The sequence below is a fragment of the Lactococcus cremoris subsp. cremoris KW2 genome (assembly GCF_000468955.1).
Lineage (GTDB): Bacteria > Bacillota > Bacilli > Lactobacillales > Streptococcaceae > Lactococcus > Lactococcus cremoris.
Genome location: NC_022369.1, coordinates 1,837,886 through 1,864,059 on the forward strand (window position 1 = coordinate 1,837,886; position 26,174 = coordinate 1,864,059).

The following is a 26,174-nucleotide window of genomic DNA, read 5'->3' on the forward strand; positions in this document are numbered from 1 at the left end:
TATGAAAATTTAAATTATAAAGCGTAAAAATACTTTAAAAAACAAAATTACAAGAGTTAATCAAACTTTAAAAAAGTTGAAGCAACTTTTACTGACAGAATTATTGTCAGTAAATTTTGCGATTCAATAATGTATTTTCACTTTGTCATTTCATAAGAAATCGAATTAATAACCCATTGATTTTGCTTTTGCAAGTACGTCTTCAATTGGACCTACTCCACGGAAAGCATCTTCAGGGACTTCGTCATATTTACCTTCCAAAATTTCCTTGAAGTCATGAACTGTTTTGTCAATTGGTACATATGAACCAGGTTGACCAGTAAACTGTTCAGCAACGTGGAAGTTTTGTGAAAGGAAGAATTGGATACGACGTGCACGTCCAACGAGAATTTTTTCATCATCTGACAATTCATCCATACCAAGAATGGCAATGATATCTTGCAATTCTTTGTAGCGTTGAAGGACACGTTGAACTTCCATTGCAACTTCATAGTGTTCTTCACCAACAATTTCAGGTGTAAGCGCACGTGATGATGAAGCAAGTGGGTCAACGGCTGGATAGATACCCATTTGTGTCAAACGACGTTCCAAGTTAGTTGTTGCGTCCAAGTGAGCGAAGGCTGTAGCTGGCGCTGGGTCAGTATAGTCATCGGCAGGGACATAAATCGCTTGGATAGATGTAACAGAACCCTTCTTAGTAGAAGTGATACGTTCTTGTAATTGACCCATTTCAGTTGCAAGAGTTGGTTGGTAACCAACGGCAGAAGGCATACGTCCCAAAAGGGCAGAAACTTCTGAACCGGCTTGAGTGAAACGGAAGATGTTATCGATGAAAAGCAATACGTCTTGACCTTGAACATCACGGAAATATTCCGCAATTGTTAAACCAGTAAGGGCAACACGCATACGTGCTCCTGGTGGTTCATTCATTTGACCAAAGACCATGGCTGTTTTCTCAATAACGCCTGATTCTTTCATTTCCCAGTAAAGGTCATTCCCTTCACGAGTACGTTCCCCAACACCTGTAAATACAGAAATACCACCGTGTTCTTGGGCAATGTTGTGAATCAATTCTTGGATAAGGACGGTTTTACCAACACCGGCACCACCGAAGAGTCCGACTTTCCCACCTTTAAGATAAGGGGCAAGTAAATCGACAACTTTAATCCCTGTTACAAGAACTTCATTTGCAGTTGACAATTCGTCAAAAGTTGGAGCTTTCTTGTGGATAGGATTACGTTCTGCATCAGCAGGGAAATCTTCTCCACCATCAATAACGTCACCAAGGACATTAAAAACACGACCAAGAGTAGATTCACCAACAGGAACGCTGACCGCTTTACCTGTATCAAGGACTTCAAGTCCACGAGTCAATCCATCAGTAGATTCCATAGCGATCGTACGAACTGCACCATCACCAAGTTCCAAAGCAACTTCAAGAGTAATTTTTGTTTTTAAACCATTGACATCTTTGTAGACAATCAAGGCATTGTTAATCTCAGGCAGTTTGGCATCAGAACCAAATTCCACGTCAACGACGGGACCGATAACCTGAGTAATTTTACCAGAACTCAATGTTTTTCCTCCTGTTTTTATTTTCTGTCTAACAACAGAATTTCTATTCATTTTTAAGCTCATCAGTAAAAATTTACTGACAAACGTATTTAAAATTCAAAGCCTTTACTGACAGAACATTTTTTCCTCAAGTTGATAAATCGTAACATTGAGAATAATGTTTGACAGTAATTATAGCGCTGAAGCACCAGCAACAATTTCCGTAATTTCTTGCGTAATTGAAGCTTGACGAGCACGGTTATATTGAATGGTTAAATCATTAATGACAGAATGTGCATTATCTGTTGCAGTACGCATTGCGGTCATACCTGCAGCATGTTCTGCTGTTTTTGCATCAACAATTGAGCCATAAATCATACTTTCAGCATATTGCGGCAACAACTGATTTAAGATTGTTTCACGATCTGGTTCTAATTCAAATGTTACAAGAGATGCTTTTTCGTCACCTTTTTCATCAAAAGAAATAGGTAACATTTTTTCCATCCGTGCCTCACTTACCAATGAGTTCACGTGGTGGTTGTAACAAACATAGAGTTCATCGAATTCTTCTGCTTGATATTCTTCCACGGCTTCTGTAACAATTGCCCGAACCTCTTCAAAGGTCGGTTGATCTGAAAGTCCGCGAAGAACATAAGAAACTTTGACGTTACGGGCTTTAAAAAAGTCCGCTCCCGTACCACCAAGAGCAAGGATTGTATACTCGCTCTCATTTGTGTGGCGTTTACGTATATTACTTATAACAGACTTCAAAATATTTGAATTATAACCGCCAACAAGCCCACGATCTGATGTGATAACGAGATAGCCAGTTTTTTTGACTTCACGTTTAATCATCATCGGATTTTTGGCCGGCTCATTATCGCTTGAAACTAAGTCAGTCGTAATCTTACGTACTTTTTCAGCATAAGTCTGAAAAGCTTTAGCGTGAGATTCTGCTTTTTGAAGTTTAGCAGCAGAAACCATTTGCATGGCACCTGTGATTTGACTTGTTTTCTTTGTTGACGCAATCTTAGTTTTTATTTCGTTAAGTGAAGCTCCCATTAGTTAGCCTCCTTATTAATAATTCGTTGTATTTTTGAATGCTTTAATTGCTTCGTCAAGTTTTGCTTCTTCTGGCAAATCTTTAGTGTCAGTAATTACGTTCAAGAGATCTGCATAATTTGCATCGAAGAAATCGAACATTTTAGTTTCAAAATCAAGAACATCATCAACTGGAACATCATCAAGATGACCATGAGTCAATGCATAGAGAATCAAAACTTGTTTTTCAACAGCCAATGGTTTGTGCAATGGTTGTTTCAAAACTTCAACGGTACGACGACCACGATTCAATTTTGCTTGAGTCGCTTCATCAAGGTCAGAACCAAATTGTGTAAAGGCTTCAAGTTCACGGAATGACGCAAGGTCAAGACGCAAAGTACCAGCTACTTTCTTCATGGCTTTGATTTGTGCGGCACCACCAACACGTGATACTGATGAACCAGCATCAATGGCAGGACGTACACCTGAATAGAACAAGTCATTTTCAAGGAAAATTTGACCGTCGGTAATAGAGATAACGTTTGTTGCAATATAAGCTGAGATATCACCTGCTTGTGTTTCAATGAATGGCAAAGCCGTCATTGATCCACCACCAAGATCATCAGACAATTTAGCAGCACGTTCCAAAAGACGTGAGTGCAAGTAGAAAACGTCACCTGGGTATGCTTCACGACCTGGTGGACGACGGAGCAAGAGAGAAAGTTCACGGTAAGCGACCGCTTGTTTAGATAAATCATCATAAACAACCAAGACATGTTTACCGTTATACATAAATTCTTCACCCATTGCAGCTCCAGCATAAGGAGCGATGTAAAGGAGTGGAGAAGGTTGAGAAGCTGACGCAGTTACGACGATAGTATAATCCATCGCACCGAGTTTACGGAGCGTTTCAACTTGTGTACGAACTGTTGACTCTTTTTGTCCAATCGCAACATAGATACAAATCATATCTTGACCTTTTTGGTTCAAGATTGCATCAATAGCGACTGAAGTTTTACCAGTTTGACGGTCTCCGATAATTAATTCACGTTGTCCACGTCCAATTGGAACGAGGGCATCAATCGCTTTAAGACCAGTTTGTAATGGCTCAGAGACTGATTTACGTTGCATAACACCAGGAGCTTTTGCTTCAACTGGACGAGTTTTACCTGTATTAAGTTCTCCAAGTCCATCAACGGGTTGTCCAAGTGGGTTTACAACACGTCCGATGAGTTCTTCACCAACTTGGATTTCCATGATTTTACCTGTACGTTTAACAGTGTCACCTTCACGAATTGAGAGGAAATCACCAAGTACGATAATACCAACGTCTGTAGCATCCAAGTTTTGCGCCATACCAAGTACACCATTTGAAAACTCAACAAGCTCACCGCTCATCGCATTTTCAAGGCCATAGGCACGCGCGATACCATCACCAACATAGGTAACGACACCAGTTTCAGCAACTTCAAAATCTGGTGTGAAATTTTCAATTTGTTTTTTAATCAGTGAGCTGATTTCATTAGCTTTAATTGCCAAAAATATGCTCCCTTCTAGAAATTTTTTACTAGTTCAAGGCTATTTAGCTTTAAACTGCAGTTATACTTTTTGAGCATGGATAGACAAGTTTTAAAACTGCCTTTGCATGTTTTCAAAAGTTTAACAGTTTGTGTTTGAAAAATTCTCCACTAAGTTTTTAACAAAGGAAGAAAATTTTTCTATCCTGATTAGAGGATTTCAGCGGCGATTTTAGCCAATTGTGTTTTTAATGAGGCATCAATAATTTTTCCACGAGAGTTCACAATGAATCCTCCGAGAATTTTTTCATTGACTGTATTAATTACTGTTACTTCGTTTAAATCAAATTTTGCTTTAGCCATTGCTTTAAATTTTTCAATTTGAGCTTCTGACAATGCAATACTTGAAACAACTTCAACGTCAGCAATTTTGAACATGTCATCTGCTGCATTTTTAGTTTCTTCAAGTATTTCTCCGAGGTCAGCTAGACGTCCATTAGAACGAATAGTATTCAGGAAATTTGACATCACTTCTGATGAAGTTTGAAGCAAAGTATCAATCAATTCAGATTTAGCAGAGAATGAATAAACTTCATTTGCTAAAAAAGCACCTAAGTTATTTTCTTTGAAAAGCTGAATCATTTCGCTAACTTCAGTAAGAATTGCTTCAAGTTGTCCTTTTTCTTGGGCGACCTCAAGTAAAGCTTTACTGTATTTTTGTGAATTTACTTTTGTCATCTTATTCTCCTAACTTAGCGAGATAAGAGTCGATTAATTCCTGTTGTGCAGAAGCATCTAATGATTGTCCAATGAGCTTTTCAGCAATTTGAACTGAGATGTCCGCAACATCGCCTTTAACTGTGTTAAGAGCTTCTTTGCGTTCTTGCTCGATATCTTCTTGCGCACGTTTCTTCAAGCTAGTTGCTTCTTCATTTGCTGTTGCAAGTACTTTCGCACGGTTTTGTGAGGCAGTATCATTTGCAACTTGAATGATGTTAGCAGCTTCTTCTTTAGAACCTGCAAGCTCTGCTTGACGTTGTTTAACCAAGTCAGCGGCTTGTTTGTTGTTCGCTTCTGCTGCATCGATATCATCAGATATTTTTTTCGCACGACTTGCAAAAACACTTGTAATTGCATTCCATGCAAAGAGGCGCAACAATACCAATAAGATAATAAATGCACCAGATACAACGATGATGTTACCGAGAACGGTATTCGGAGCAGCTTCTAATAATAATGTTGACAATTTCTACTCCTTTCTTAATGTTCTGCTATGATTTTGTGGCTAATGTACAAGTTTGTCAAAAGGACAAAGACATAAGCTTGGAGGGCTGAAATGAAAAGTGAAAAGCCAATCCATGCAACTTCTAGAATCCACGCAACTGGAAGCATCCACATGGTTGATTGAATCATACCGGCAATAAGACCAAGCATGATTTCACCCGCGAAGATATTCCCATAAAGCCGTAAACCAAGTGAAAGTGCATTTGTAAATTCTTCCAAAATGTTCATTGGAAGAAGACCTTTCGGATCTTTCCAGAAGGCAACCTTAAGGTAACCTTTAAAACCGAATTTTTGTACACCCAGTGTATTTGACATTACAACAACAAGAAGTGCAAGTGTCAAATCGACTGTTGGATTTGCAGTTGGTGATTTCCAAAGAGAAACATCACCTGGCGTACTAATTTTAGTTACTAGCCCAATGCAGTTGGCAATAAGAAGGAAAGAAAAGAGGGTAAAGTTCATGAGCGCAAAGCGTGGTGCTTCATGAGGGCCGACGTTATCTTTGGAAACTCCATTGACAAAATCAACAACCCACTCAAGAACATTTTGTTTACCTTTGGGCTTGAGCTGCATATTGCGGCTCGCCCAGAATACCAGACCGAAAACAATGAGGACAGTCACAAAAGTCATTACTGTGATTGTTCCATCAAATGGAATTGGCCCAATATTAAAGGTCCATGTTGATTCCATACCTGTTCTTCCTTTCTGTTTTTAAAATTTTTTGTTGAGAAAAATTTTAACGGAAAAGGAATGCCATAGCAAGGGCGATGAAGAATGTACCTTCGACGAAGGCGATACCCATGAACATTGAACCACGAAGTTTTCCTTCAAGTTCAGGTTGGCGTGCAACGGCTTGGAGGAAGTTTGAAACGATAAGTCCATCACCGATAGCGGCTCCGAGTGCTGCAAGACCGATAGCAATTGCTCCAAGAGCGGCAAGTGTAATTGTCATTATAGACCTCTTTCTATATTGCGATTTCGCAAATTTATTTTACTAAGAAATTCTACTACTATTCGTAGTTTTTGTCAAAGACAAGCATGAGAATTTCATCATTTCTTTTGTTTTTGTCTTTGTAAGCGTTTGATAGACAAACTTTTTAGTTTTTGTCTTGAATAAAATGGGAGTTTTTAATATTAACTCAATCGTTCTTCTTGCTTATAATTTATAGGGAGCCACTGTAAGACAGACTCTATTTTTTTAGTCCAATAATACCATTCATGAACACCATCTGAACTCTCATAAGTAACATCAAATCCCTTTTTCTTCAACTCTGCTGTTGCGTACTCATTTCCTGGGAAAAGAAAATCTTGTTTTCCACACCAAGCGTAAAGTTTTGGTCGTTCCTCATTCTTACGATCAGCTAAGGCCAAAATTTCATTATCTGAACCCTTAAAAGTCTCCCAATTTCCAAAAATCCCGCCCCAATAAGCTGGGTTTTCTTTGAAATTTTCTTCCATACCATCGAATGTCAGAACTCCTGACAAACTTGCGGCATAGCTAAAGTGATCTGTACCTAGAGCAAGACGGTAAGCACCATATCCACCCATAGATAAACCAGCAATAAAGTTCTTTTCTTTTTTTGTAGATAAATTTGGGAAAAAATTGTGAATTACTTTTGGAAGTTCCAAGGCAATCGCATCAAAATAATTCATACCATAAGTGGTATTCACGTAAAAACCTAAATCTGTCGAGGGCATTACAATCGCCAAATTTGTGTGTCGAATTAATCTTTCAATTCCAGAACGAATCATCCATGAATTTTCGTTTCCACTCATTCCGTGCAAAAGGTAAAGAACGGGTATCTCTGTGTTTGAAAAATCTTCCACCTTACTTGACTCAGGGTAAATAACATTGACTTTTCGATTCATCCCAAGAACTTCTGAGTAGTATTCGATATTGATTACTGCCATAAAAAGTCTCCTTAATAAATTTTATGTTGTTAGCAAATGTTGTTAACTTTCTACCTATTATAAGTTCAATTTCTTGAATTCTGTTAAATTAAAAATTCCTTTCTTTTTAAATCTGACCTTCGTTTTCTTTTTTCAAAGTGTGCACTGTGACTTTTCCTTCCATTTTGTTTTTAATAATAAAAAAACGAAATTAAAGAAGTACTTTTTTAGTTTCCACAGGCACTCAACGTCTTCTTTATTGTAACATTTTATAGATGTCTTTTGCTCTCTTTTTTCCTTTCATTTATCTAACTGTTTTGATTTGCCATTGCTGATTTACTTCTGTTAATTTTATTGCCCCTTTTTGGTCAGTTCTGAGTGTCTTTACCTGATATTTGGCTAAGGTTTCTAAAGTTTCTTGATTGGGATGACCATAGCGATTAGCTTTTCCAACCGAGATTAGTGCAAGTTTAGGATGTATCTCTTTGATGAATTCCGGACTTGAACTTGTTTTACTGCCATGATGCCCCACTTTTAACACATCTACCTGTAATTTGGGATAATTTTGTAGAAGCTTTTTTTCTCCTTCTTGTTCCAAATCTCCTGTAAAAAGAAATTTTGTATGGTAAAAGTTTCCATAAGTCACTATGGAATCATTATTATCCCCTTTTTTAGTGTAACCATTTGATAAAACTTGAAGAAAACTATCAAAAATCGGAATTTTATCCCCAACTTTACTAACATGAATCGGAATTTTTGCTTTTTTTAATTTTTCCACAAAACTACTGTTGGTTAATTCTCCCGGACTGACCCAGATTTCTCTTATTTTTATTTTATCAGCTAAGGACAAGAAATCGCCAACATGGTCAGCATCTGTATGAGTCAGAATAAGTTGGTCAATATGAGCCACCCCCATGGATTCTAAATAAGGAATAAGCGTTTTGTCAGCATTTGATTGCGTCTGCGCTTTTTGCCAATTTTTTTGAGGAAGAGCAAGTCGCCCCCCTGTATCAATCAGAATATTTTCTTTATTAAACTTATCTTGTAGAAAAATACTATCGCCTTGTCCGATATCAACCGCTGTAATGCTTGCTCTCATTGGATTTTTAGTGATGAAAAAAAATAAAAATATAAATCCAACTAAAAAAAATCTCCTTTTTTTATGAGAAAATGAATCTACGAATAAACCAATTAACACAAATAGAATAATTAATTCGAGTGAACTAGGTTTCCCCAAAACAAAGGGGTAATGTAAGGGTAAATCAACTTTATGAACTAGCCATTCTAGAATTTGAAAAATAAAATTTAAATTGAGCGAAAATCCCAAAAATGATATAAGAAAACAGCATAAAAGCAGCGGGAGCAGCATAAAATCAAAAAGAAAACCAAATATAATTGTTAATAATATTGAAAGAGGCTGAAAAATATGGAAATCAAAGATGAGTAACGGAAGAACACAAAGTGAAAGGACTGCTGATTCTGTCAGCACTTTTTTCAATCCATTTAAATTAGAAAAAGGATGGTTAAGCATCGAAATGACAAAAGCATAAAACAAGGTAAGCTGACCGCCAGTCGTCAGTAAAAATTTTGGACTTATGAGCATCAAAACTAATGTCGTCACTCCGATATTATCCAAAGAAGTCAGACGAATATTTTTTTGAAAAAGGGCTCTTAAAACTGAAACTGATAATCCCGTCATAAAAGCATAAAAAATAGAAAATGGAATTTGAACAAGATTCACTATTTCTCTCGTCAGTCCCATGCGAAGAAGTATTTTACGAAACCAATCAATAAAAAAATTTACTTGCATTCCTGATAGAGCAAAAAGATGAATAATTCCTAAAGAGCTGTAAATATCGCTCATCTGATTAAAATCCTTGCTTAAAAAGCCAAAAAGTAAGCCTGTCATATAGTCACTCATCGGTTTTGGAAAATGATTTTGTGTCCAAACAATTGCCTTTCGCCTTAAAGTATGAAGGTCAAAATTCTTTTTTATTTCCACATTTGTAATTTGTTGGATGGTAATCTGTCGATAGATATTTTGACTAGCTAAATATTTTTGGTCATCAAAACCATTAAAATTTCTCTGAGTTTCTGGTATTTGAAGGTTTCCTGTGAAACTTAACTGACAATTTTGACTTAAGTTCTGATAAAATTTTTTCTCTTTTAGACTTTTCAATGTGTCATAGACTTGATAGTTTTGTCCGTTCATTCTCCCCTGAAAACTCAATAAATCACCATTGACTTGAATTGTATCTGAAATTAATTCAATTTTTGAGAGAGTTTTTGGTTGATTTTCATTATCCCTAATACTAAGACTATTGATTAACAGAAAAAATACAGCAAAAACAATTAATATCGGAATCATTAGATAATATTTTCTGAATAAAGCTAGTAAAATTGAGCAAATAAATAAAATAAGCAAGGGTAAATTGTAAGTAAAGATACAAAAATAAAGGAGCACAACAAGATAAGTTAGAAAAATCAGGGGAAATTTAATCAATAGAAATCTCATCTTTCAGTTTTTCTAATGTTTTATCCCCAAAGCCAGATACTTTACCCAAATCCTCTATTGATTTAAAATCACCATTTTTCATGCGAAAATCAATAATATCTTGCGCTTTTTTTTGACCAATTCCAGTCAGTTTTTGTAATTCTGTCAGGTCTGCTTTATTGATATTTACTTTTGGACCACTTGTCGTTGAAATTTGATTACTGACAGAGCTACCAGTAGGACTGTCAGTACTTTCTGAACTTGAACTTTCCCCAACTTTTGGTACATAAATCACTTCTTCATCTTTAAGTTTCGCTGACAGATTGATTGATTTTTGGTCTGCTTGGTCAGTAAATCCTCCCGCTTGCCTAATTAAATCAACAAGGCGCTCATCTGACGAAATTTGGTATACATTAGGTTTTGCAACTGCTCCTTTCAAATCAACCATAATTTCATTTTTATTTTTTTCACTACTGCTACTATTAAATTTACTGACAGAGCTTTTGGTAGAACTAGAGCTCAAATTTTCTACTGACAGAGTTTCAGCTGGCTTTGGTGAATTGGTGAAAATATAAAAAATTCCACCAGCAATAAGTGCACAAACAACTAAAAGCATTATTTTCCAGTATTCTTTTAATTTATCTAAAATTTTTTCCATACTTTTATATACGAAAAAACTCTTGAAAAGTTTCCAAGAGTTAAATTATTAATGTTTTTATTTAAAAATGAACCGGTAAGCCAAGATAATTAGAATAATTAAGATAACAAGAGCCAGTCTTAATGGTGAATTTCGACGCCAAGGATTTTTCTTTTTTCCATTTTTACTGACCACTTTGTCAGCATTTTTTCGCTTTGCCTGTCTTCCTGTCAGTCCTTTAAAGAGTTGACTCATAATCTTCTCATCGCTATAAGAAAGCACATTACGCGCATAAATTTTCTCTCCAGCCTTAGCTATTGCCAGAGTGGCTAGTAACTGTAAGCCAAGAGCAATCCAGGCTTCTGTAGTGGTTGAGTATTGGATGGCTAAACGACTAGTCATCAAAGTTGGACTAATAAAAGGTATAAAACTCAGCACTTTTAAAACAATATTTCCAGGCACAGTTGAGCCTGCAATACCACCAATGTATCCAATCATCGCTAAAAAGGCAATTGGCTGAGTAGCTTGTTGAACTTGGGCTTGTTCATTCACTAAAGAAGCCACAATTGAAGCAAGAATAAGATAACCCAAAATTCCAACCAATGACATCGCGACTAAATAAATTCCAAATCCAAAGGTAATGCCTGAAAGCATTTCACCAATTGCTTTGATTTGGTCTAAATTTCTGATGAATGGATAAGCAACTCCAAATCCGAGAACGTAAATTCCAAGCTGAGTGGTCAGAAGCAAAATAACACCGATAATTTTCCCATAATACTGCACATTTGAGCTTGTTGCCGCAAGTAAAGTCTCCATAATCCGGCTTGATTTCTCATTACCAATTTCTTGCCCTATAATTCCCACATACATCATCATCAATGTGAAAATTAAAATCGAAGCAATTGAACCAATGGCAATATTTGCCCCAGTCTGAGAATTTCCTGTTGATTTTTGCCCAGAACTTGTCTGAGTTTTCATCGTAAATTTAGCTGGACTGAGCAATTCTTGAACATCAGCTGCCGATAGATTTAAACGCTGAGCTGTCTTTGATATATTAACTTGAGTTAGTGCTGCTTGAAAACTTGTTTGGTCAAATTTGACACTTGATTTATTGTCCGTAACAATGGTGTAAGTCCCATCTTCAACAGTCAAAAAACCATCAATTCTCCCTTCAGAAAGCTCATTTTTAACTTCCTTTAAAGAAGATTCATTTTTAATATCAGCTTTTAAACTCTCATTTTTAGAAAGAATTTGAGTTAAAGCAGGATTATCCACGACCGCCAATTGTGGGGTTTGATTGGCCCCGCTACTGATGACCAAACCAATAACTAAGTAGACTGCTCCTAATAAAAAAGGAGAAAGAACGAGAGCCCAAAAACCAACTCCTTTGATGCGACTACGATAAATATTTTTTGCAACAAGCCAAGTTTGATTTTTCATTTCGCCACCCCACTTTTCGCGCTTAGGTCTTCTTGATCATGCTCAGCCACTTCCATTCGGAAAATTTCATCAAGGGAGGGAGGGGATTGAACAAAGGCTTGAACATAGCCATCTTTGGCTACTTTTTGAAAAATTTCACGACCAACATTTGCTTCAGAAATTTTAATTGAACGGCCACTCCCTCTTTTTTCAATTGACTCAACTCCTGAAATTAAGGAGAGTTCATCATTTGATAGGTCCGATTCCAAATAAACACGGGTCCGACCATAAGAAGCTCTGATATCTTCAACAGTACCATTCAATATCGTTTGCCCACCTTTTAGCATCAGCAAGTGGTCAGATAAGAGCTCAACATCACTCATATTATGATTAGAGAAAATAACTGCTGCTCCCTTATCACGACTTCGCTTAATTTCATTTCGCAAAAGTTCTGTATTGACAGGATCAAGCCCTGTGAATGGTTCGTCTAAAATCAAAAATTCAGGTTCATGAATCAAAGTTGCGATAAATTGAATTTTTTGGGCATTCCCTTTTGAGAGTGTCTGAACTTTATCCATTGGTTTTCCAACAACTTCTAAGCGTTTCATCCAATCTTGAAGTTTTAGACGTGCATCTGCCCGTTTCATGCCATGTAGTTCGGCAAAATAAAGAATTTGATCCTCTACCGTCATTTTTTGATAGAGGCCCCGCTCTTCGGGTAAAAAACCAATTTTTTGTTTAATTTCTTGATTTATCGGGCCATCTTGCCAAGTAATTCTTCCTTGGTCAGCTGATATAAAATTAAGAATCATCCGAAAAGTTGTTGTTTTACCTGCACCATTTTGACCAATTAAACCCATAACTTCACCTGGTTTAACCACCATATTGAGATTGTTAACAGCAATTTTGTCTCCAAAGCTTTTGCGAACTTTGTCAATCTTTAATGTCATAATTTTCCTTACACTTCCCTTTTTTTCTAATTATATCATTTTATTTTCACTTTTCACCTACTTTTCTTTGAATAGGTAAGACAAAAATTTGTTAATTTTGTCTTTTTATTTTATCGTTTTCATTTGATTTCTCAACCCATTAAAACACAAGACTAAAAGTAGCAGACTAGCCAAGAAAGCCGGAAGAGCCGAATTATAATTACTCATTCCCCAAAGTAAACCACGCCCCTGTGCTATATAGACTCCAGTATTAATTAAGTCAAGTAAAAATACAAAACTTAGAAAAAGCCATAATACTTTTAATGTTTTCATTCTCCGAATTTTTATGCCAAGTCTCCAGATACGAAAACTAGTAAAAGAAATGAGCAGACTTCCAAAAAGATAAATGAGCTCAATGGTTTGAAGCCAGTAAAAGTGCTGAGGTTCTAAGAGAAGGCCCAGAAGGGTCAGTAGTCCTGCAAAAATCAGGATTGGGATAAAAATGGACCAGATAAATTTGTTCATTTTTTCTTCCTTTCTAATTTATATTTATTTTCTTTAATTTTATTTTAATATTTTTCTTACAAAAGGCAAAATGTTTTACTTCTTTTATAATTTATATAATAAAAAAAACCTTGGTCATTATTCCAAGATTTTTTTTATTTCCTCTTCTGATAAATCTGTCAGTAATTTTGTAGCCTTTACCTCGTCAGATTTTTGTAGTGCTAATTCTAACCAAACAATTCCATACCATTGTTCAAACTTATAACCAGCCTTGGGGAAAAGTCCAATTTGTTGAAATCCAAATTTCTCATGGAAAGCGACACTAGCTGGATTTGGATAAGTAATACAAGCATAGGCCCGTTGATAATTGAGTGCCGCTAAGGCTGTCAGTAACTTTTGATAAAGGGCACTTCCAGCTCCATGTTGTCGCTCCTTTTCATCTAAATAAATTGATAATTCGACCACCCAATCATAAGCCGCCCGTTCACGGTAGGCCCCTGCATAGGCATAACCAATGATTTTACCATTTTCAATCGCTAAAAGATAAGGAAATTGACTCCCAATTTTTTCAATTCGATTTTCAAATTCTTCTAGTGTAGGCACTTCGTACTCAAAAGTAATGGCTGTTTTTTCAACATATGGTCTATAAATCTCTAAAAGTCGCTGAGCATCAGCTTTTTTTGCTAGTCTAAACTCCATCTTATCCCCTTTATAGTTTTTATCTATTATACACCAATTATTAACTAATGACAGAACTTCTCACATCGCTAGATAATAAAATTTTAAAAATAAATAAAAGTGACTATGAGACCTGTCAGTAACTTTCAATTTTTTGAAAAATAAAAAAAGTTGGAAAGTCCAACTTTTACATTTTAACCAACAAGTGTCACAATAATCAAACCAATCAGTGTTAAAATTAGGACAAATCCGGCATTGACAATTGTAAAATATTTTACGAAACCACGCGTTTCGCCCCGCGCATTCATCCGAATCACCTTATAAGCAATCAGTGTTGCCATAGAGGAAACAATTGTTCCAATCCCACCAATATCAGCTCCAAGGACCAAAGAAACAGCATGGGGAGTAAATGGCGAAATCAAGATGGGGGCCGCAATATTAGAAATAAACTGGCTCATAATCACGGTTCCTAAAAAAGAAGCCTGTGGTCCAACTAAGGTATTACTGATAAAATCAGTCAACACATGAATATTAGCGATATTCCCCACAATCAAAAAGAAAAAGATAAAAGTAAATAAAAGATGATAATCAATTCCTTTAAAAAGTCGCGGACGATAAATTAGCACAACTAGAGCAACGATTGCTCCAGCAAGATAAAAATTCACATAACCAAAAACAGAAGCTGCCATTAACAACATCAAAACAACGAAGATAGAAGTTTCAACTTTATTAAATTGATTCACTTTAGTTTCAATAACCAAAGGCTCATTATCGATGAATTGACAAGCAATCATCAAAATCAATAAACCTAAAATCCATAAAGCCCCAGTTCCTTTGAAAAAGTCTAAATTTGTCAGAGGAACACCACCATGATGTGCCGCTACCTTATAAAACGAATAAAGATAGAGATTATGCGGATTTCCTTGCGGAAGCAAGGCAGAACCGATATGACAAGCTGGAACAATTAAAGCTGCCCCAATATAAACTGATTTTCGATTTTTAATTTCTTTAGTAATCGCTAAATAGAGCGGTAAAACCGTCAAAATTGTTAAATCGTTTGTAAAAAAAACGGCTAAAAAGAAGGTAAGTAGCGTCGTAAATCGAACAAGCTGACGCGTTGTTGTACTTCTTTTGACTAAGGTCTGTCCCAAATACTGTAACAATCCTGTTTCCTTAAAACCACCAATGACAAGCATCAATCCTGAAACCGTAACAATGACATGATAATTGAAAAAACGAGTTGTCACTCCACCCAAACTAATGGCAATAATTGCAATAATAAACGAAATCAGAAAAACTTTGTCCACTAGAAACCAGTTTTTAATGGCCGTCCAGATTTTTTGGGATTCGCGCTGAGTAGCTGAATGTTCCACTACTTCTCCTAACTAGCATATAAAATTTTGCACCACAATAAATTATAACATCTAAAGATAACAGTGACAAGCTTTTTCTCACTTAAAAGCGAATTATTTTCAAGTGAACATCTTGACTCAATAGATTCATTATTTTGACGAGATAATCATCTTAAAATTTTATATTTCACAAAACAAAAAATCCCCCTGACTAGGAGGGATCTGAAAGAAATTAAGCTACTCGCTATAGCTTAGTAACGTAACCATGACTTAAAGGTAAACGTTTTCCTATAAGGATAAACATATTCTAACATTTTGTGTATCCGTTTGCAAGAAATAACTGAAATAAAATTAATGTTTTTTTTACATTATAAGTCATATCGATATTTCTCACTTATTCCCGAAAAATTACCATTTTTCTAAGTTCATCGACATTTCCCAAAATTCGTATTCCATCTTACTGCTAATCACAAAAGCTTCAAGCATTTTTTCACGTTCTGACTCATTACTTTCTTGATAAAGTTGATTGATAATGGCACACTCTTTTTCGATTTGTGCCGCAGCCTCTTCACTCGCGTATGTTTCAATCCATCGTTGGTATAAGGCGTTAGAAGAACCCCTATCAATCAAACGAAGTCCAATCTCATGATAAAGCCAAGCGCAAGGCAACATGCCAGCAATAGCTGTATTAACCGTACCATCAACGAGTTGACGATACATATGAGAAACATAATGATAAGCAGTTGGAGCAATAGCGGTTTCTGAAATTTCTTGCTCGGTAATGTCTAAGTCCCTAAAAAAACCTTCTCGAATGAATATTTCACCTTCTTTTAATTCTTCTGCATTTAATTTTAAATGTTCTCGAATCATTTTATCCTCAGTTTTTTCCGCAATATAAAGATAGAGCTTACTAAAGTGCTCTAAATAATAGCGATCTTGAAGTAAGTAATATCGGAAAACATCAGAAGATAAGTTCCCCGTCACTAAACCTTCAATAAAAGGATGTTCAAAACTCATTTCCCAATATTTTGCTGACTTTTCTCTTGCTAATTCAGTAAATAACATTTTCATTTTCCTTAAAATTTTCCATAAGTTAAAAAGTATTTTATATATAACAGTTTTGCACATTATACCATTTTTTAACTGGAACAATGTGCAAAGATCTAGATTATACACTTTGTTTAGACTTCATTTTATCGGCCTATATCCTTTGTTATTAATTTAAAATTTATTAAAACTTCAAGAATAACTTGACCTTTGATAAATTTTATAAAAAAAGAATTTATGATTTAAAATAAATTTTCCAATGGCGATGACAATTTGGATTAAAGACAGCTTTACAATTGATACAATAACCTTGTGAATAATCATTAAAATTCAGCTTTGTTTTACAATGACCACAAAGTACTGGAAAATCTTCTTTTTCAGTAGCCACAAATTGATGATTTTCTAGTTCGTCATGACATTCATAACATGAAAAATATTTTTCACAGCCAGAACATTTTAATGCAACAATATCATTTTCTTGATGGTAATGACTGCACCTGCCCTCATCATCTACCACTTTTCCCCAAATTTTTTCCATCGGTATCTCTCCTGCTTCTCTTACCAATCAACTTTTATAACCTCACCACTCGTGAAAGATTGTAGCTTTCCTGAATCCCCTTTGAGTACTAAACTTCCGTCATCAGCAATTCCTTGTACTTCTCCTTTGACAGAACTCGTTCCTAATTTCAAAGTAACCTCTTTTCCGACTAATAAAGAGCGCTTGCGATATTCTTCAATCAAGTTCGGGTGAGTATAATTTGAAAAATTAGCAATTACTTCCTGAGCCATTTCTGCAATCAATTGATTCCGGTCTATATTTATATTGGGATTAATTCCTTTCACTTTTCCTAATAACTCATCTGGAAATTCCTTAGTTGCCAAATTTAAGCCAATTCCCATAATAAAATTGCTAGCAGAACTCGATTCTAAATCTAAAGCCGCTTCTGTGATAATACCTCCCACTTTATAAGTATCTAGATAAATATCATTAACCCACTTTAACTTAAAGTTTTTATCCTCATAAAATTTTTCAAGTACTTTGACCACGGCAACAGCAGTACTTGTAGTCAATAAACCTATTTTCAAAATATCATGGCTGGGATTAGGTAAAATAAGACTAAAATATAGTCCAGTATCACTTGGCGAATAAAATTTTCGACCGCGCCTCCCATGTCCTTGAGATTGATTATTCGCAACAAAAACAAGCGGATGTTTGACCTCATGAGTCGTCAAATATTGTTTTGCCACTTCCTGTGTAGAAGTCACTTCATCAAAAACGAAAATATCATTTTCAAATTTCATTCCACTATAAAAATTTATCGTATCTTCGTCTAATGATTCATTTCCAATATACTTATATCCTAAATTTTTTCGGCTGACAATCTGATTTCCTTTACGTTTTAAAGTATTGATTGCTTTCCAAATACTCTCACGACTAATATTTAGTTCTTCTGCTAATTCATCTCCTGAAACCCAATTCCCTTTTTGCCGAAGAAGTTCTAACAAGACAAATTGTTTTGTTGTTTGCATAACTATCACTTTCTAAAATAAAGTTCAAAACCTCCTTGCTTTCTAAGGCGTCGAACGATGACGACCGTTAAAATGGCTTTGATACAGTCTCCTGGAATAAAAACTAAGTTAGAAATTAAAGAAGTTAATAGTGGAATATTAGATTGAAAAGATAGCCAGATTGCTCCAACAAAATCCACAAAAATAACCCCAAATAATAAAACAATTATTAACTCTCCAAACCAATTTTGGGAAGTCGTAATTTTTAATTTCTTTAGGAAAAAGCCAATTAAAAATGGGGTAAAGAGCCAGGCTATTTGATAACCACCTGAAGGCCCTAAAAAACTAGCCGCACCACCATTCCCTCCTGTCAGAACAGGTAAACCAATTAAAGCTAAAGCAAGAAAAGCACCTACCGAAATTGTACCATATTTAGGGCCAAGAAGCCCCCCTGCCATCATTATCCCCATATTCTGAAGAATGATTGGCACTGGAATAAAACCAATTGGAATTCCTGGTAAAAATCCCAAGATAATAATAAAAGCAGTCATAAAGGCTGAATAAGTTAATGTTTTGACTTTCTGATTGTTAGTCATGTTGTTACTCCTAATTTTATATTTTACAATAAAAGATTTTTTTATTATACTGGTATCATATCAAATAGTAACCCTATAATCAAATTTTGGTTAACTATTCTTAAAATTATAAGCTTATTGAACAAGGAAACCAGCAATGGAACACAAAAATCAATTTAATTTCTCACATTTAGTTTCTCTTTATGCTGATAAAACAGCTTTAATTATCGGACCAGATAGCTATACTTATCAGCAACTTGGAACTATGATTAAGAAAAGTGCTCAAAAATATAAAAATTCTTTTAAAAAAATTTTGATTGTAAAAAATGAAAACATCATAAATTTTATTACCGAATTTTTCGCAATTATTGAAAGTGGAAATTATCCCCTTGTGATAGATTCTTTTACTCCCAAAACAAATATTGATAATCACTCTCTTCCCGATAACACCTTCTTTTTAGCTGCCACTTCTGGTACAACCGGTCAGCCTAAAATCTACTTACGAGACTGGCTTTCTTGGAAATCAGGCTTTGAAACAATTAATGACTTATTTCAGCTCAAAAAAATTGAAAGTCTGGCAACTACCAGCCCTATGACTACCTCTTTGGGACTTCATAGTTTGGTTTGCTCCTTATATCTTGGTAAAAGCTTCCTCCCCATTACTAGTCCATCACAATTCGGCAAAATTAAAAAAAGTTGGGCTTTATTTACTGTTCCAACCTATCTTTTGAATATTTTTAATGAACTCAGTGCTTTATCTTCTCTCAATACTTTATTTTTAAGCGGAGGAACTTTAAGCCCAGAAACGATTGATAAAATAAAAAATCAACTTCCCTTAACAAAGATGATTGAATTTTATGGGAGCTCCGAAACTAGTTTTATTTCTTGGCAATTTGTAGAAAATGGGAAAAAAACTGCAGCTGTCGGAAAACTTTTCCCGCATACACAAGTTGAATTTGACGATAATCATAGCATCATTGTCAAAAGTCCTTATTTATTTTCTGGATATCTCAATCAAGCTAGCCCTCAGTCATGGACGACTGACGATTTAGGAACTATTAAAAATGACACTCTCTATTTATTTGGTAGACGTGCTGACATTATTGAACACGGGGCTAACAAAATTTTTCCAGAAGAAATTGAGCAATTTGTAAAAGATATATGTCAAGAATGTGCAGCCTTTGGAATATCCGATCAAAAATATGGTCAGAAAATTGCGCTCTTAGTTGTAAAACCACTAGAAAAAGAACTAGTGAAAGAAAGACTAAATCAAGAACTTCCAAAATATAAACGTCCACAAATTTATTTAGAAGCCGAGACACTCTCGCTAACTTCAAATCAAAAACTATCCAGAAAAGAATTAGAACAAAACTACTTTAAAGGAATCTATCATGACTTTTAATAACTCTGTAGGAATAATTGCCGCAAATCGTTTACCAATTGGTAAAATAAATGGTTTTTATAAAAATATTTCCCCTGAAAGTTTGTATCAGAATCTGATTGAACAACAATTTAAGAAAAATTCATTTCTCAAAAAATCTGAGATTGATTATGTCATATTGGGAAATGTAACAAATCAGGGTGGAAATTTGGCCAGACGTTGCGCTTTAAAAGCTGGATTTTCAACTGAGGTCCCTGCTTTCACAATTGATCATCAGTGCGGTTCGGGATTAACAGCATTGATTACGGCCGCAAACTATATCCAGTCGGGTGAGGCCTCCATAATTTGTACAGGTGGGGTAGAAAACACTTCACAATCAAATATCACTATTGATGCTAAGAGTCAATTGCCAATCAAACGGTTTAAAATGGCTCCTGAACCTTATGAAGATCTTGATATGGGAATTATTGCAGATATTACTGCCCTTAAATATAATATTTCTCGTGAGTCTCAAGATCTCTATGCTCTCAATAGTCATCAAAAAGCTAATCAAGCCATCAAAAATAAATCATTGATGAGTGAAGTTCTCCCATATCTGGGCAAGAATTCAAGCATAATCCGAGACCAAACCGTTCGTCCTCATTCATCACTTGAAGCCCTGGCTAAATTATCACCTGCCTTTACTGAAAATGGTCGAACTACTGCTGGAAACAGCTGTCCTATAAATGACGGAGCTTCTTCTCTTATTCTAGCTAATTTAGATAAGCCATTTGATTTTCAAGGCTATTATCTTGGACAAGCAACGATTGCTCTTGCTCCCACAGATTTTCTGCTAGCGCCAATAAAATCAACTGAAAAACTTCTTGAGAAATTCAATCTTAAAGTTGCTGAGATTGAGGCAATAGAATTGAATGAAGCATTTGCCAGTCAAGCCCTCTTATTCCAAAATCATTTTAGGCTTGATGACAGAAAATTGAACTCTTACGGTGGGGCACTAGCTTTTGGTCATCCCTATGGTGCAACCGGTGGAATTTTAATTTCTCGATTATTAAATCGCATAAATAAGCTAGAGAAGCCCTGCCTTGGTATTGCAACTTTATGTATTGCTGGTGGGATGGGAATTTCCATTCTGCTCGGAAATCGGTGGTTTCGCGAATGATTTTACTGACTCAGACAATTATTTCTAAGCATTCTAAAATAAAAAACAAAGAAAAATATCAGATACTTTTTGAAAATCCTTTTTTTGTCAGTAGACTTCCTCAAGTTTGGCAGCTTCTTGAAACTCTTCCTGACAATCTAAAAAATGGACAAAATTGGTTATTGTCAGAAGAGATTAGCCACTTTGCCTCTTCTGATTTTACTTTTGATAAGATTGAACTTTATCTAGTAAGTCAACGAACCACAAGTCATTTTCAAAAATATATTGTGGATTTGAGTTTACAGCTGACAAAGAACAAAAAACTACTGACAGAAATTAAATTAACATTATTATCCGAGGATTCGTGGAATGAAAATATACAAACAAATAAATGAAAGGGATTTGGTAAATTATCTCAAAATAAGTTATGACACTAATCCTTTGCACTCTTTGGAGCAACCAATTATTCCTGGCAATTTGCTTTTATATCTTTTAGAAAAAATGTATCAGAAAACCTATCAGGAACAACTAACATATTTGAAAGTAACTTTTTTTTCACCCGCAGTCTTACAAGAAATTTTATGCTTTGATTTTAATCAAAAAACTTTTCAAATTAATGACACTAATCAAAAAATGATTCTTAAAGGAGTGTGGAACAAATGAAAAAACAAACAATTTTGATTACAGGCGCGACAAGAGGAATAGGTTGGGCACTGGCTCAAGAAGCAATCCGAAAAAAGCATAAAGTCATCCTGACTGGACGCGATCCATTGGCCTTAAAAAAGAGAGCTGATACACTAAAAAAAGACTTTCCAAACGCAGAAATTCAAGCCATTGAATTAGATGTATCTAATCGCCTCAGCATTCAAAAAGCTTCTCAATTAATAACAGAGATTGATATTCTAATTAATAATGCTGGAATTACTGCTGACAGCACCTTTTTAAAAATGACAACAAAGACTTGGGATGATGTTATTTCTACAAACTTAACAGGAGTGTTTAATGTCACCCATGCTCTGATTAATAAGCTTAATCCGGGCGGTCAGCTCATTATGATGACATCAAAATCTGCTCTTTTTGGAAATTTTGGTCAAACAAACTATTCGGCAGCAAAAGCAGGAGTGATTGCTTTAACTAAAACGCTGGCCCAAGAATTAAAAAAGCTTAATCTCCGAGTAAACTGTGTCTCTCCAGCAGCAAAAACCGATATGACACTTCCAATCTTAGAAAAGTTAGAAGAACATTACGGGCAGGAATTACCAAAAGAATGGCAGTTGGGCTCAAGTTCTGAGGTGGCTCATTTTATTATCAATGACTTGATAGACAGACCAGAAACTGGGAAAATTTTTTCAGTGAACGGCTCTGAAATTGGTTATTGGTCAGACCCTGTATTTCATAAACTTTGATAGAAAGAATATAAACATGACTTGGTATCATCAACTTGGGATAAAATATCCACTTTTTCAAGGAGGAATGGCTTGGGCGACTAATGTCGAGTTAGTAGCTGCTGTATCCAATAACGGAGCTTTAGGAATTATCGGTAGTGGTGGCCGAACAGCAAGTGAACTACAGGAAATGATTCGTCAAACTAAAAGACTCACTTCTTCTCCCTTTGGCGTTAATCTAATGCTGCTTGATAAAAATATTGATCAGCTCTTACAAGTCATCTGTGATGAAAAAATATCAGTCGTCACGACTGGAGCTGGCAGTCCTAAAAAATACATTGATACCATTGTGGCTAACCATATCAAACTATTTCCAGTTGTTCCTAGTTTGAAAATTGCCAAAAAAATGTTAGAACTTCCAATAACTGGAATTATCGCTGAAGGGACCGAGGCTGGTGGCCATGTAGGAACGCAAAATCTATCCTCACTCCTTGAGGAAATCGCTTCTCTTTGTCCTCTTCCCCTTATTGCTGCGGGAGGTATACATGATTATCATAGTTTTTCCTCTGCAAAAAATTTAGGTGCTAGTGGTGCGCAAGTTGGTACAGCCTTTCTGCTTGCCAAAGAGTGTCAGATTTCTTCAACCTATCAAAAGCTGATTTGTCAGTCTGAAAAAAATGAAACGATTCTAATTTCAAACAAAAAAGGTCATCTAGCGAGACTCTTAAAAAAACCTTCAGAAACCTCCTCAAACCAATCATTAAAATCTGCAGTTGAACAAGGTGACTTATTAAATGGAGCATTCATGGCCGGAACCTCATCTGCTTATATTAATAAAATTGAACCTGCGGAAACAATTATTAAGCGACTGATGGGAAAATGAATTATTTATTTTGTTTTGGATAAAGCATGATTTGATAGCTTTGCTTCAGATTTTTATATAAAAAATGTTATCCATAATTCTAGATAACATTTTTTATTTTATTTAAGAGATAAAAGATTAATATTCAATCTAAATATTACTTTTTATCAGTTACTAATATTTGTCTGTTTTCGACTTGAAATCACTTTTGAAATCATTGTTACAAGTATTCCTATCATCACTCCAATGACCAAAAGAAGTGGCCATCTCCAATCAAATCCTTTCTTGATTGAAGTGAAAGCTTCGGTAAGATTCTTGATACTCAAAGGTTGTGCAAAGAAATCAAATAATTGATTTTTGTTTGCTTCTTGACTGTGAGTATTAGCTAATACCTTACCGAAATTCTTATTATAATCTTTACTGTCTTTAAGTGATGTATTTCCTGTATTTAAAAGATTATCAGTGTTTTTTAACAACTTTTCGGCAGAACTTTTTGTTTCTTGAGTTGTTGTAACCATTTGCGTAAATTCATTACCATTGTCTTTAATCAATTGGGCACTTTTAGAAGTTTCGTCAGCACTTTTAGAAGTTGAAGTTGATAAATTTGAAATTGTTTTATACAAGTCATCACTTGCTGCTGTATCTTGATAAAGAGCTTTATCATCAGGATTGTATGCTTCCCAAGATTTCAAAGCTAAGTTTTGGTTTTCATTTTTCTTCCATGAATCAAACTGCTGATTAATAGAAGTCATTGTTGTGGAATACCAATCTTGTAGGTCTTTGATATTTTTATTGAAAACATCATCTGGTAAATTTTTAGCTAAAATCTCTTTATTTTTAGTTAGTACATCAATGCTTGTGTTCAAGTCTGTAATTGATTTAATCAAATCATCAATTTTGCTTTGCCCGCTCTTTTTATAATGTTGGACATCTTCATCACTTAATTTATCTTTACGCTTAGCAATATCAATATTTCCATATAAGTAATAAATAGACTCTTTAGATAAATTTTTAAAATCATCAAGGGTTGCAGAATTTGGAAGTTTTATTAACATATCGTCCAAATCATAGTTTGGTTTTCCATAAATCCAAGTAATCAGATTAGCAGTATCATCAATTTGGCTTAATAGTTCTGCAATATCTCCAAAATTATTTCCTCCTAGATATTCTGAAATTTCATTTGCTGGACAAAGTATGTACTTTTCAGAAGTAACATTTTCATTCCCCGTTTCACCCCACGAAAATTTCACCTTAGCTCCTGTGGTTTGCCCTAAAGAAACATTATATTGAATGGTGAATGTAGCAACAGAAGTATTATCTTCATTTTTTGTTGTACCATCGGGATTAGTCGTGATATGATCTTTGTTATAAAGTGTGAGATCATTAGTCCCTACAGTTTCTATAATTTTAGCCTCTTTATTATCAACGGAAGAATTGACATCATATGTGACTTGCACATCAGCTGGATAGTTGAGATTAAGAGAATAATTTACACCTGCAGGTACAGTAATTTTTAATTTTTTTGTAAAAGTTTGCTCTGTATTATTATTAGAAGGGGCATCTCCAAATTTCGCTTGTGCAGGTGTTAGACCAGGATTTACACTTCCATAACGATTAATCAAATCTAGTTCATTTTCATATTTAGCTGTACTGATTCCTTTTTTATGCATGGCAGTAAACAAAGCTGAATAATCTTGACTTGTCCACGCGATGTTGGACACTGAATCATTTAATTTATCCATATAATCGGTTGAGCCAAAGCTATCAGTTTGCCCAAATGAACTTATTAAGTTTTGAGCAAGAGCCTCCCTTGCATTTTCGTCCTTTTGGTAATCACTTGCTATTTTTGAATCATTAAAGTTTGAATTATTTAAGCCTGGGTTAGTTTGAGCAAAAAATTGTGTGTAAAGTTTGTTTTCCAAATCAATTAAATGATCTCGGTTAGCTGTGAGACTATCAATTTGGCTATTAATATCATCATGAATTCCCGTAATTAGCGTATTATAATCCTTCACTTGATTTTGCAGATTAGTTAAGACACCTTTTTCGCTTGAATCATCTTTTTTATAGAAATTAAAGAGATTATTAAGCGTACCAGAGTGTGAATCATCAAATTGTTTAAAATACACTTTTTGGTCATCTTCCGATTGATCAGTAATTCCTTTATTACCATTTTTAAGATTGACATCAGCAATTTGTTTTTGTGTATCAAAATACTGTTTCAAACCCGTTAATTGGCTTGTGAATGTTTTGCTTGTGGAATCAAGCATTGACTGAGTAGATTTTGTAAAACTATTTTGAGACGAAATCCACGCGCTATTTTCTGATTTCAAGCCATTGGCAGAAGAAATAACAGAAGAATAATTTTGTGTTGTTGACTGAAAAGGACCATAGACATCATTAGACAGATTAGTTAAGACATTTCCTTGATTCGTAATCACATCATTCATATTATTCTGTGCTTCTGAGATATTACCTGCCACAGAAGCATAGTACATTTTAACAATGTTTTGATTGAAATCTTTCAAAACACTCGTAATTTTATCATTTAGCACATTTTGTGACAAAGCAGATTGACTAGACTGCAACTTATAATTAACTTGTGATTTGATTGGATTAATATCTTCCAAAGTCAAAATATCATGTGAAAAAGCTTGTGGAATATAAATCACCGCATCAACTGATTTATCTGCATAAGCACGGTCAGCTACAGAACGAGATACCACTTGCCAGTTATATTTAGAATCTCCAGATACCAAACTTACAAAATCTTTCCCAAAGTTATAGTCTTTTTTATTAAAACTTGAAGCAGTATCCTCATTAACAAGGGCAATCGTTGGTTTTGCAACAACTTCTTTCTTTTTAGTTCCAATAGTCAAGTAAACAAAGACGCCTAAAAGGGCGATAAGAGCGACAAGTAAGGATGTAATAATTATCCAATGTCTTTTTTTCATTTTTTTATTCATAATATCTCTTTC

General features: G+C 35.0%; 26 protein-coding genes. 6 read left to right on the forward strand and 20 right to left on the reverse strand.

Features of this window, described 5'->3' with window-relative positions; all coding sequences use genetic code 11:
• Nucleotides 1-165: 165 nt before the first annotated feature.
• The 19 genes from atpD to KW2_RS08770 form a co-directional block, all read right to left on the reverse strand.
• Nucleotides 166-1,575 (reverse strand): F0F1 ATP synthase subunit beta, encoded by a 1,410-nt coding sequence (gene atpD, locus KW2_RS08680; protein WP_014735119.1) that lies wholly within the window; start codon nt 1,573-1,575, stop codon nt 166-168.
• Between the two features lie 171 nt (nt 1,576-1,746).
• A complete protein-coding gene (locus KW2_RS08685) occupies nt 1,747-2,616 on the reverse strand; it encodes a F0F1 ATP synthase subunit gamma (RefSeq protein WP_011676766.1) in 870 nt (289 codons plus the stop codon).
• A gap of 15 nt (nt 2,617-2,631) precedes the next feature.
• Entirely contained in the window at nt 2,632-4,134 is a 1,503-nt protein-coding gene (gene atpA / locus KW2_RS08690) for a F0F1 ATP synthase subunit alpha (RefSeq protein ID WP_014572214.1), read from the reverse strand.
• A gap of 188 nt (nt 4,135-4,322) precedes the next feature.
• The gene (locus tag KW2_RS08695) at nt 4,323-4,850 is read right to left on the reverse strand and encodes a F0F1 ATP synthase subunit delta (RefSeq protein WP_014572213.1); all 528 of its coding nucleotides are present in this window, start codon (nt 4,848-4,850) and stop codon (nt 4,323-4,325) included.
• A gap of 1 nt (nt 4,851) precedes the next feature.
• A complete protein-coding gene (gene atpF, locus KW2_RS08700; protein ID WP_010906128.1) occupies nt 4,852-5,358 on the reverse strand; it encodes a F0F1 ATP synthase subunit B in 507 nt (168 codons plus the stop codon).
• 14 nt (nt 5,359-5,372) lie between these two features.
• A complete protein-coding gene (atpB, locus tag KW2_RS08705) occupies nt 5,373-6,086 on the reverse strand; it encodes a F0F1 ATP synthase subunit A (RefSeq protein ID WP_004255255.1) in 714 nt (237 codons plus the stop codon).
• Nucleotides 6,087-6,132: 46 nt separating this feature from the next.
• Complete coding sequence (locus KW2_RS08710; RefSeq protein WP_004255250.1) at nt 6,133-6,348, reverse strand: F0F1 ATP synthase subunit C; 216 nt, start codon at nt 6,346-6,348, stop codon at nt 6,133-6,135.
• A gap of 182 nt (nt 6,349-6,530) precedes the next feature.
• Complete coding sequence (locus KW2_RS08715) at nt 6,531-7,307, reverse strand: alpha/beta hydrolase (protein ID WP_014572211.1); 777 nt, start codon at nt 7,305-7,307, stop codon at nt 6,531-6,533.
• A 283-nt stretch (nt 7,308-7,590) separates the two neighbouring features.
• Nucleotides 7,591-9,801 (reverse strand): DNA internalization-related competence protein ComEC/Rec2, encoded by a 2,211-nt coding sequence (locus KW2_RS08720; protein ID WP_021037686.1) that lies wholly within the window; start codon nt 9,799-9,801, stop codon nt 7,591-7,593.
• Entirely contained in the window at nt 9,782-10,438 is a 657-nt protein-coding gene (locus tag KW2_RS08725) for a helix-hairpin-helix domain-containing protein (protein ID WP_021037687.1), read from the reverse strand. The genes KW2_RS08720 and KW2_RS08725 overlap by 20 nt, the downstream gene beginning before the upstream one ends.
• Before the next feature lie 57 nt (nt 10,439-10,495).
• Nucleotides 10,496-11,857 (reverse strand): ABC transporter permease, encoded by a 1,362-nt coding sequence (locus KW2_RS08730; protein ID WP_021037688.1) that lies wholly within the window; start codon nt 11,855-11,857, stop codon nt 10,496-10,498.
• A complete protein-coding gene (locus tag KW2_RS08735; RefSeq protein WP_021037689.1) occupies nt 11,854-12,786 on the reverse strand; it encodes an ABC transporter ATP-binding protein in 933 nt (310 codons plus the stop codon). Before KW2_RS08735 ends, KW2_RS08730 begins: the two co-directional genes overlap by 4 nt.
• A 105-nt stretch (nt 12,787-12,891) precedes the next feature.
• Entirely contained in the window at nt 12,892-13,290 is a 399-nt protein-coding gene (locus KW2_RS08740; protein WP_021037690.1) for a hypothetical protein, read from the reverse strand.
• 117 nt (nt 13,291-13,407) lie between these two features.
• A complete protein-coding gene (locus KW2_RS08745; protein WP_021037691.1) occupies nt 13,408-13,968 on the reverse strand; it encodes a GNAT family N-acetyltransferase in 561 nt (186 codons plus the stop codon).
• A gap of 173 nt (nt 13,969-14,141) precedes the next feature.
• A complete protein-coding gene (locus KW2_RS08750; protein ID WP_021037692.1) occupies nt 14,142-15,320 on the reverse strand; it encodes an SLC13 family permease in 1,179 nt (392 codons plus the stop codon).
• A 387-nt stretch (nt 15,321-15,707) separates the two neighbouring features.
• Nucleotides 15,708-16,364: a thiaminase II gene (gene tenA / locus KW2_RS08755; protein ID WP_011835701.1), complete on the reverse strand. Its 657-nt coding sequence runs from the start codon at nt 16,362-16,364 to the stop codon at nt 15,708-15,710.
• A gap of 217 nt (nt 16,365-16,581) precedes the next feature.
• Nucleotides 16,582-16,884 carry a CHY zinc finger protein gene (locus KW2_RS08760; protein ID WP_021037693.1) on the reverse strand — a complete coding sequence of 101 codons (303 nt, stop codon included), beginning with the start codon at nt 16,882-16,884 and terminating at the stop codon, nt 16,582-16,584.
• 20 nt (nt 16,885-16,904) lie between these two features.
• Nucleotides 16,905-17,876 carry a biotin--[acetyl-CoA-carboxylase] ligase gene (locus KW2_RS08765; RefSeq protein ID WP_021037694.1) on the reverse strand — a complete coding sequence of 324 codons (972 nt, stop codon included), beginning with the start codon at nt 17,874-17,876 and terminating at the stop codon, nt 16,905-16,907.
• Between the two features lie 5 nt (nt 17,877-17,881).
• Nucleotides 17,882-18,451: a biotin transporter BioY gene (locus KW2_RS08770; protein WP_021037695.1), complete on the reverse strand. Its 570-nt coding sequence runs from the start codon at nt 18,449-18,451 to the stop codon at nt 17,882-17,884.
• Nucleotides 18,452-18,587: 136 nt separating this feature from the next.
• On the opposite strand from KW2_RS08770, the gene KW2_RS08775 reads away from it, so the two are divergent.
• From KW2_RS08775 to KW2_RS08800, 6 genes are read left to right on the forward strand one after another with little or no spacing between them, the layout of a single operon-like run.
• Nucleotides 18,588-19,832: an AMP-binding protein gene (locus tag KW2_RS08775; protein WP_021037696.1), complete on the forward strand. Its 1,245-nt coding sequence runs from the start codon at nt 18,588-18,590 to the stop codon at nt 19,830-19,832.
• Entirely contained in the window at nt 19,822-20,970 is a 1,149-nt protein-coding gene (locus KW2_RS08780) for an acetyl-CoA C-acyltransferase (RefSeq protein WP_021037697.1), read from the forward strand. The genes KW2_RS08775 and KW2_RS08780 overlap by 11 nt, the downstream gene beginning before the upstream one ends.
• Complete coding sequence (locus tag KW2_RS08785; RefSeq protein ID WP_021037698.1) at nt 20,967-21,344, forward strand: hypothetical protein; 378 nt, start codon at nt 20,967-20,969, stop codon at nt 21,342-21,344. Before KW2_RS08780 ends, KW2_RS08785 begins: the two co-directional genes overlap by 4 nt.
• Entirely contained in the window at nt 21,319-21,612 is a 294-nt protein-coding gene (locus tag KW2_RS08790) for a hypothetical protein (RefSeq protein ID WP_021037699.1), read from the forward strand. The genes KW2_RS08785 and KW2_RS08790 overlap by 26 nt, the downstream gene beginning before the upstream one ends.
• A complete protein-coding gene (locus KW2_RS08795) occupies nt 21,609-22,355 on the forward strand; it encodes an SDR family NAD(P)-dependent oxidoreductase (protein ID WP_021037700.1) in 747 nt (248 codons plus the stop codon). Before KW2_RS08790 ends, KW2_RS08795 begins: the two co-directional genes overlap by 4 nt.
• A gap of 16 nt (nt 22,356-22,371) precedes the next feature.
• Entirely contained in the window at nt 22,372-23,217 is an 846-nt protein-coding gene (locus KW2_RS08800; RefSeq protein ID WP_021037701.1) for an NAD(P)H-dependent flavin oxidoreductase, read from the forward strand.
• Nucleotides 23,218-23,363: 146 nt separating this feature from the next.
• On the opposite strand, the gene esaA is transcribed toward KW2_RS08800, so the two are convergent.
• Nucleotides 23,364-26,162 carry a type VII secretion protein EsaA gene (esaA, locus tag KW2_RS08805; RefSeq protein WP_021037702.1) on the reverse strand — a complete coding sequence of 933 codons (2,799 nt, stop codon included), beginning with the start codon at nt 26,160-26,162 and terminating at the stop codon, nt 23,364-23,366.
• Nucleotides 26,163-26,174 lie beyond the last annotated feature (12 nt).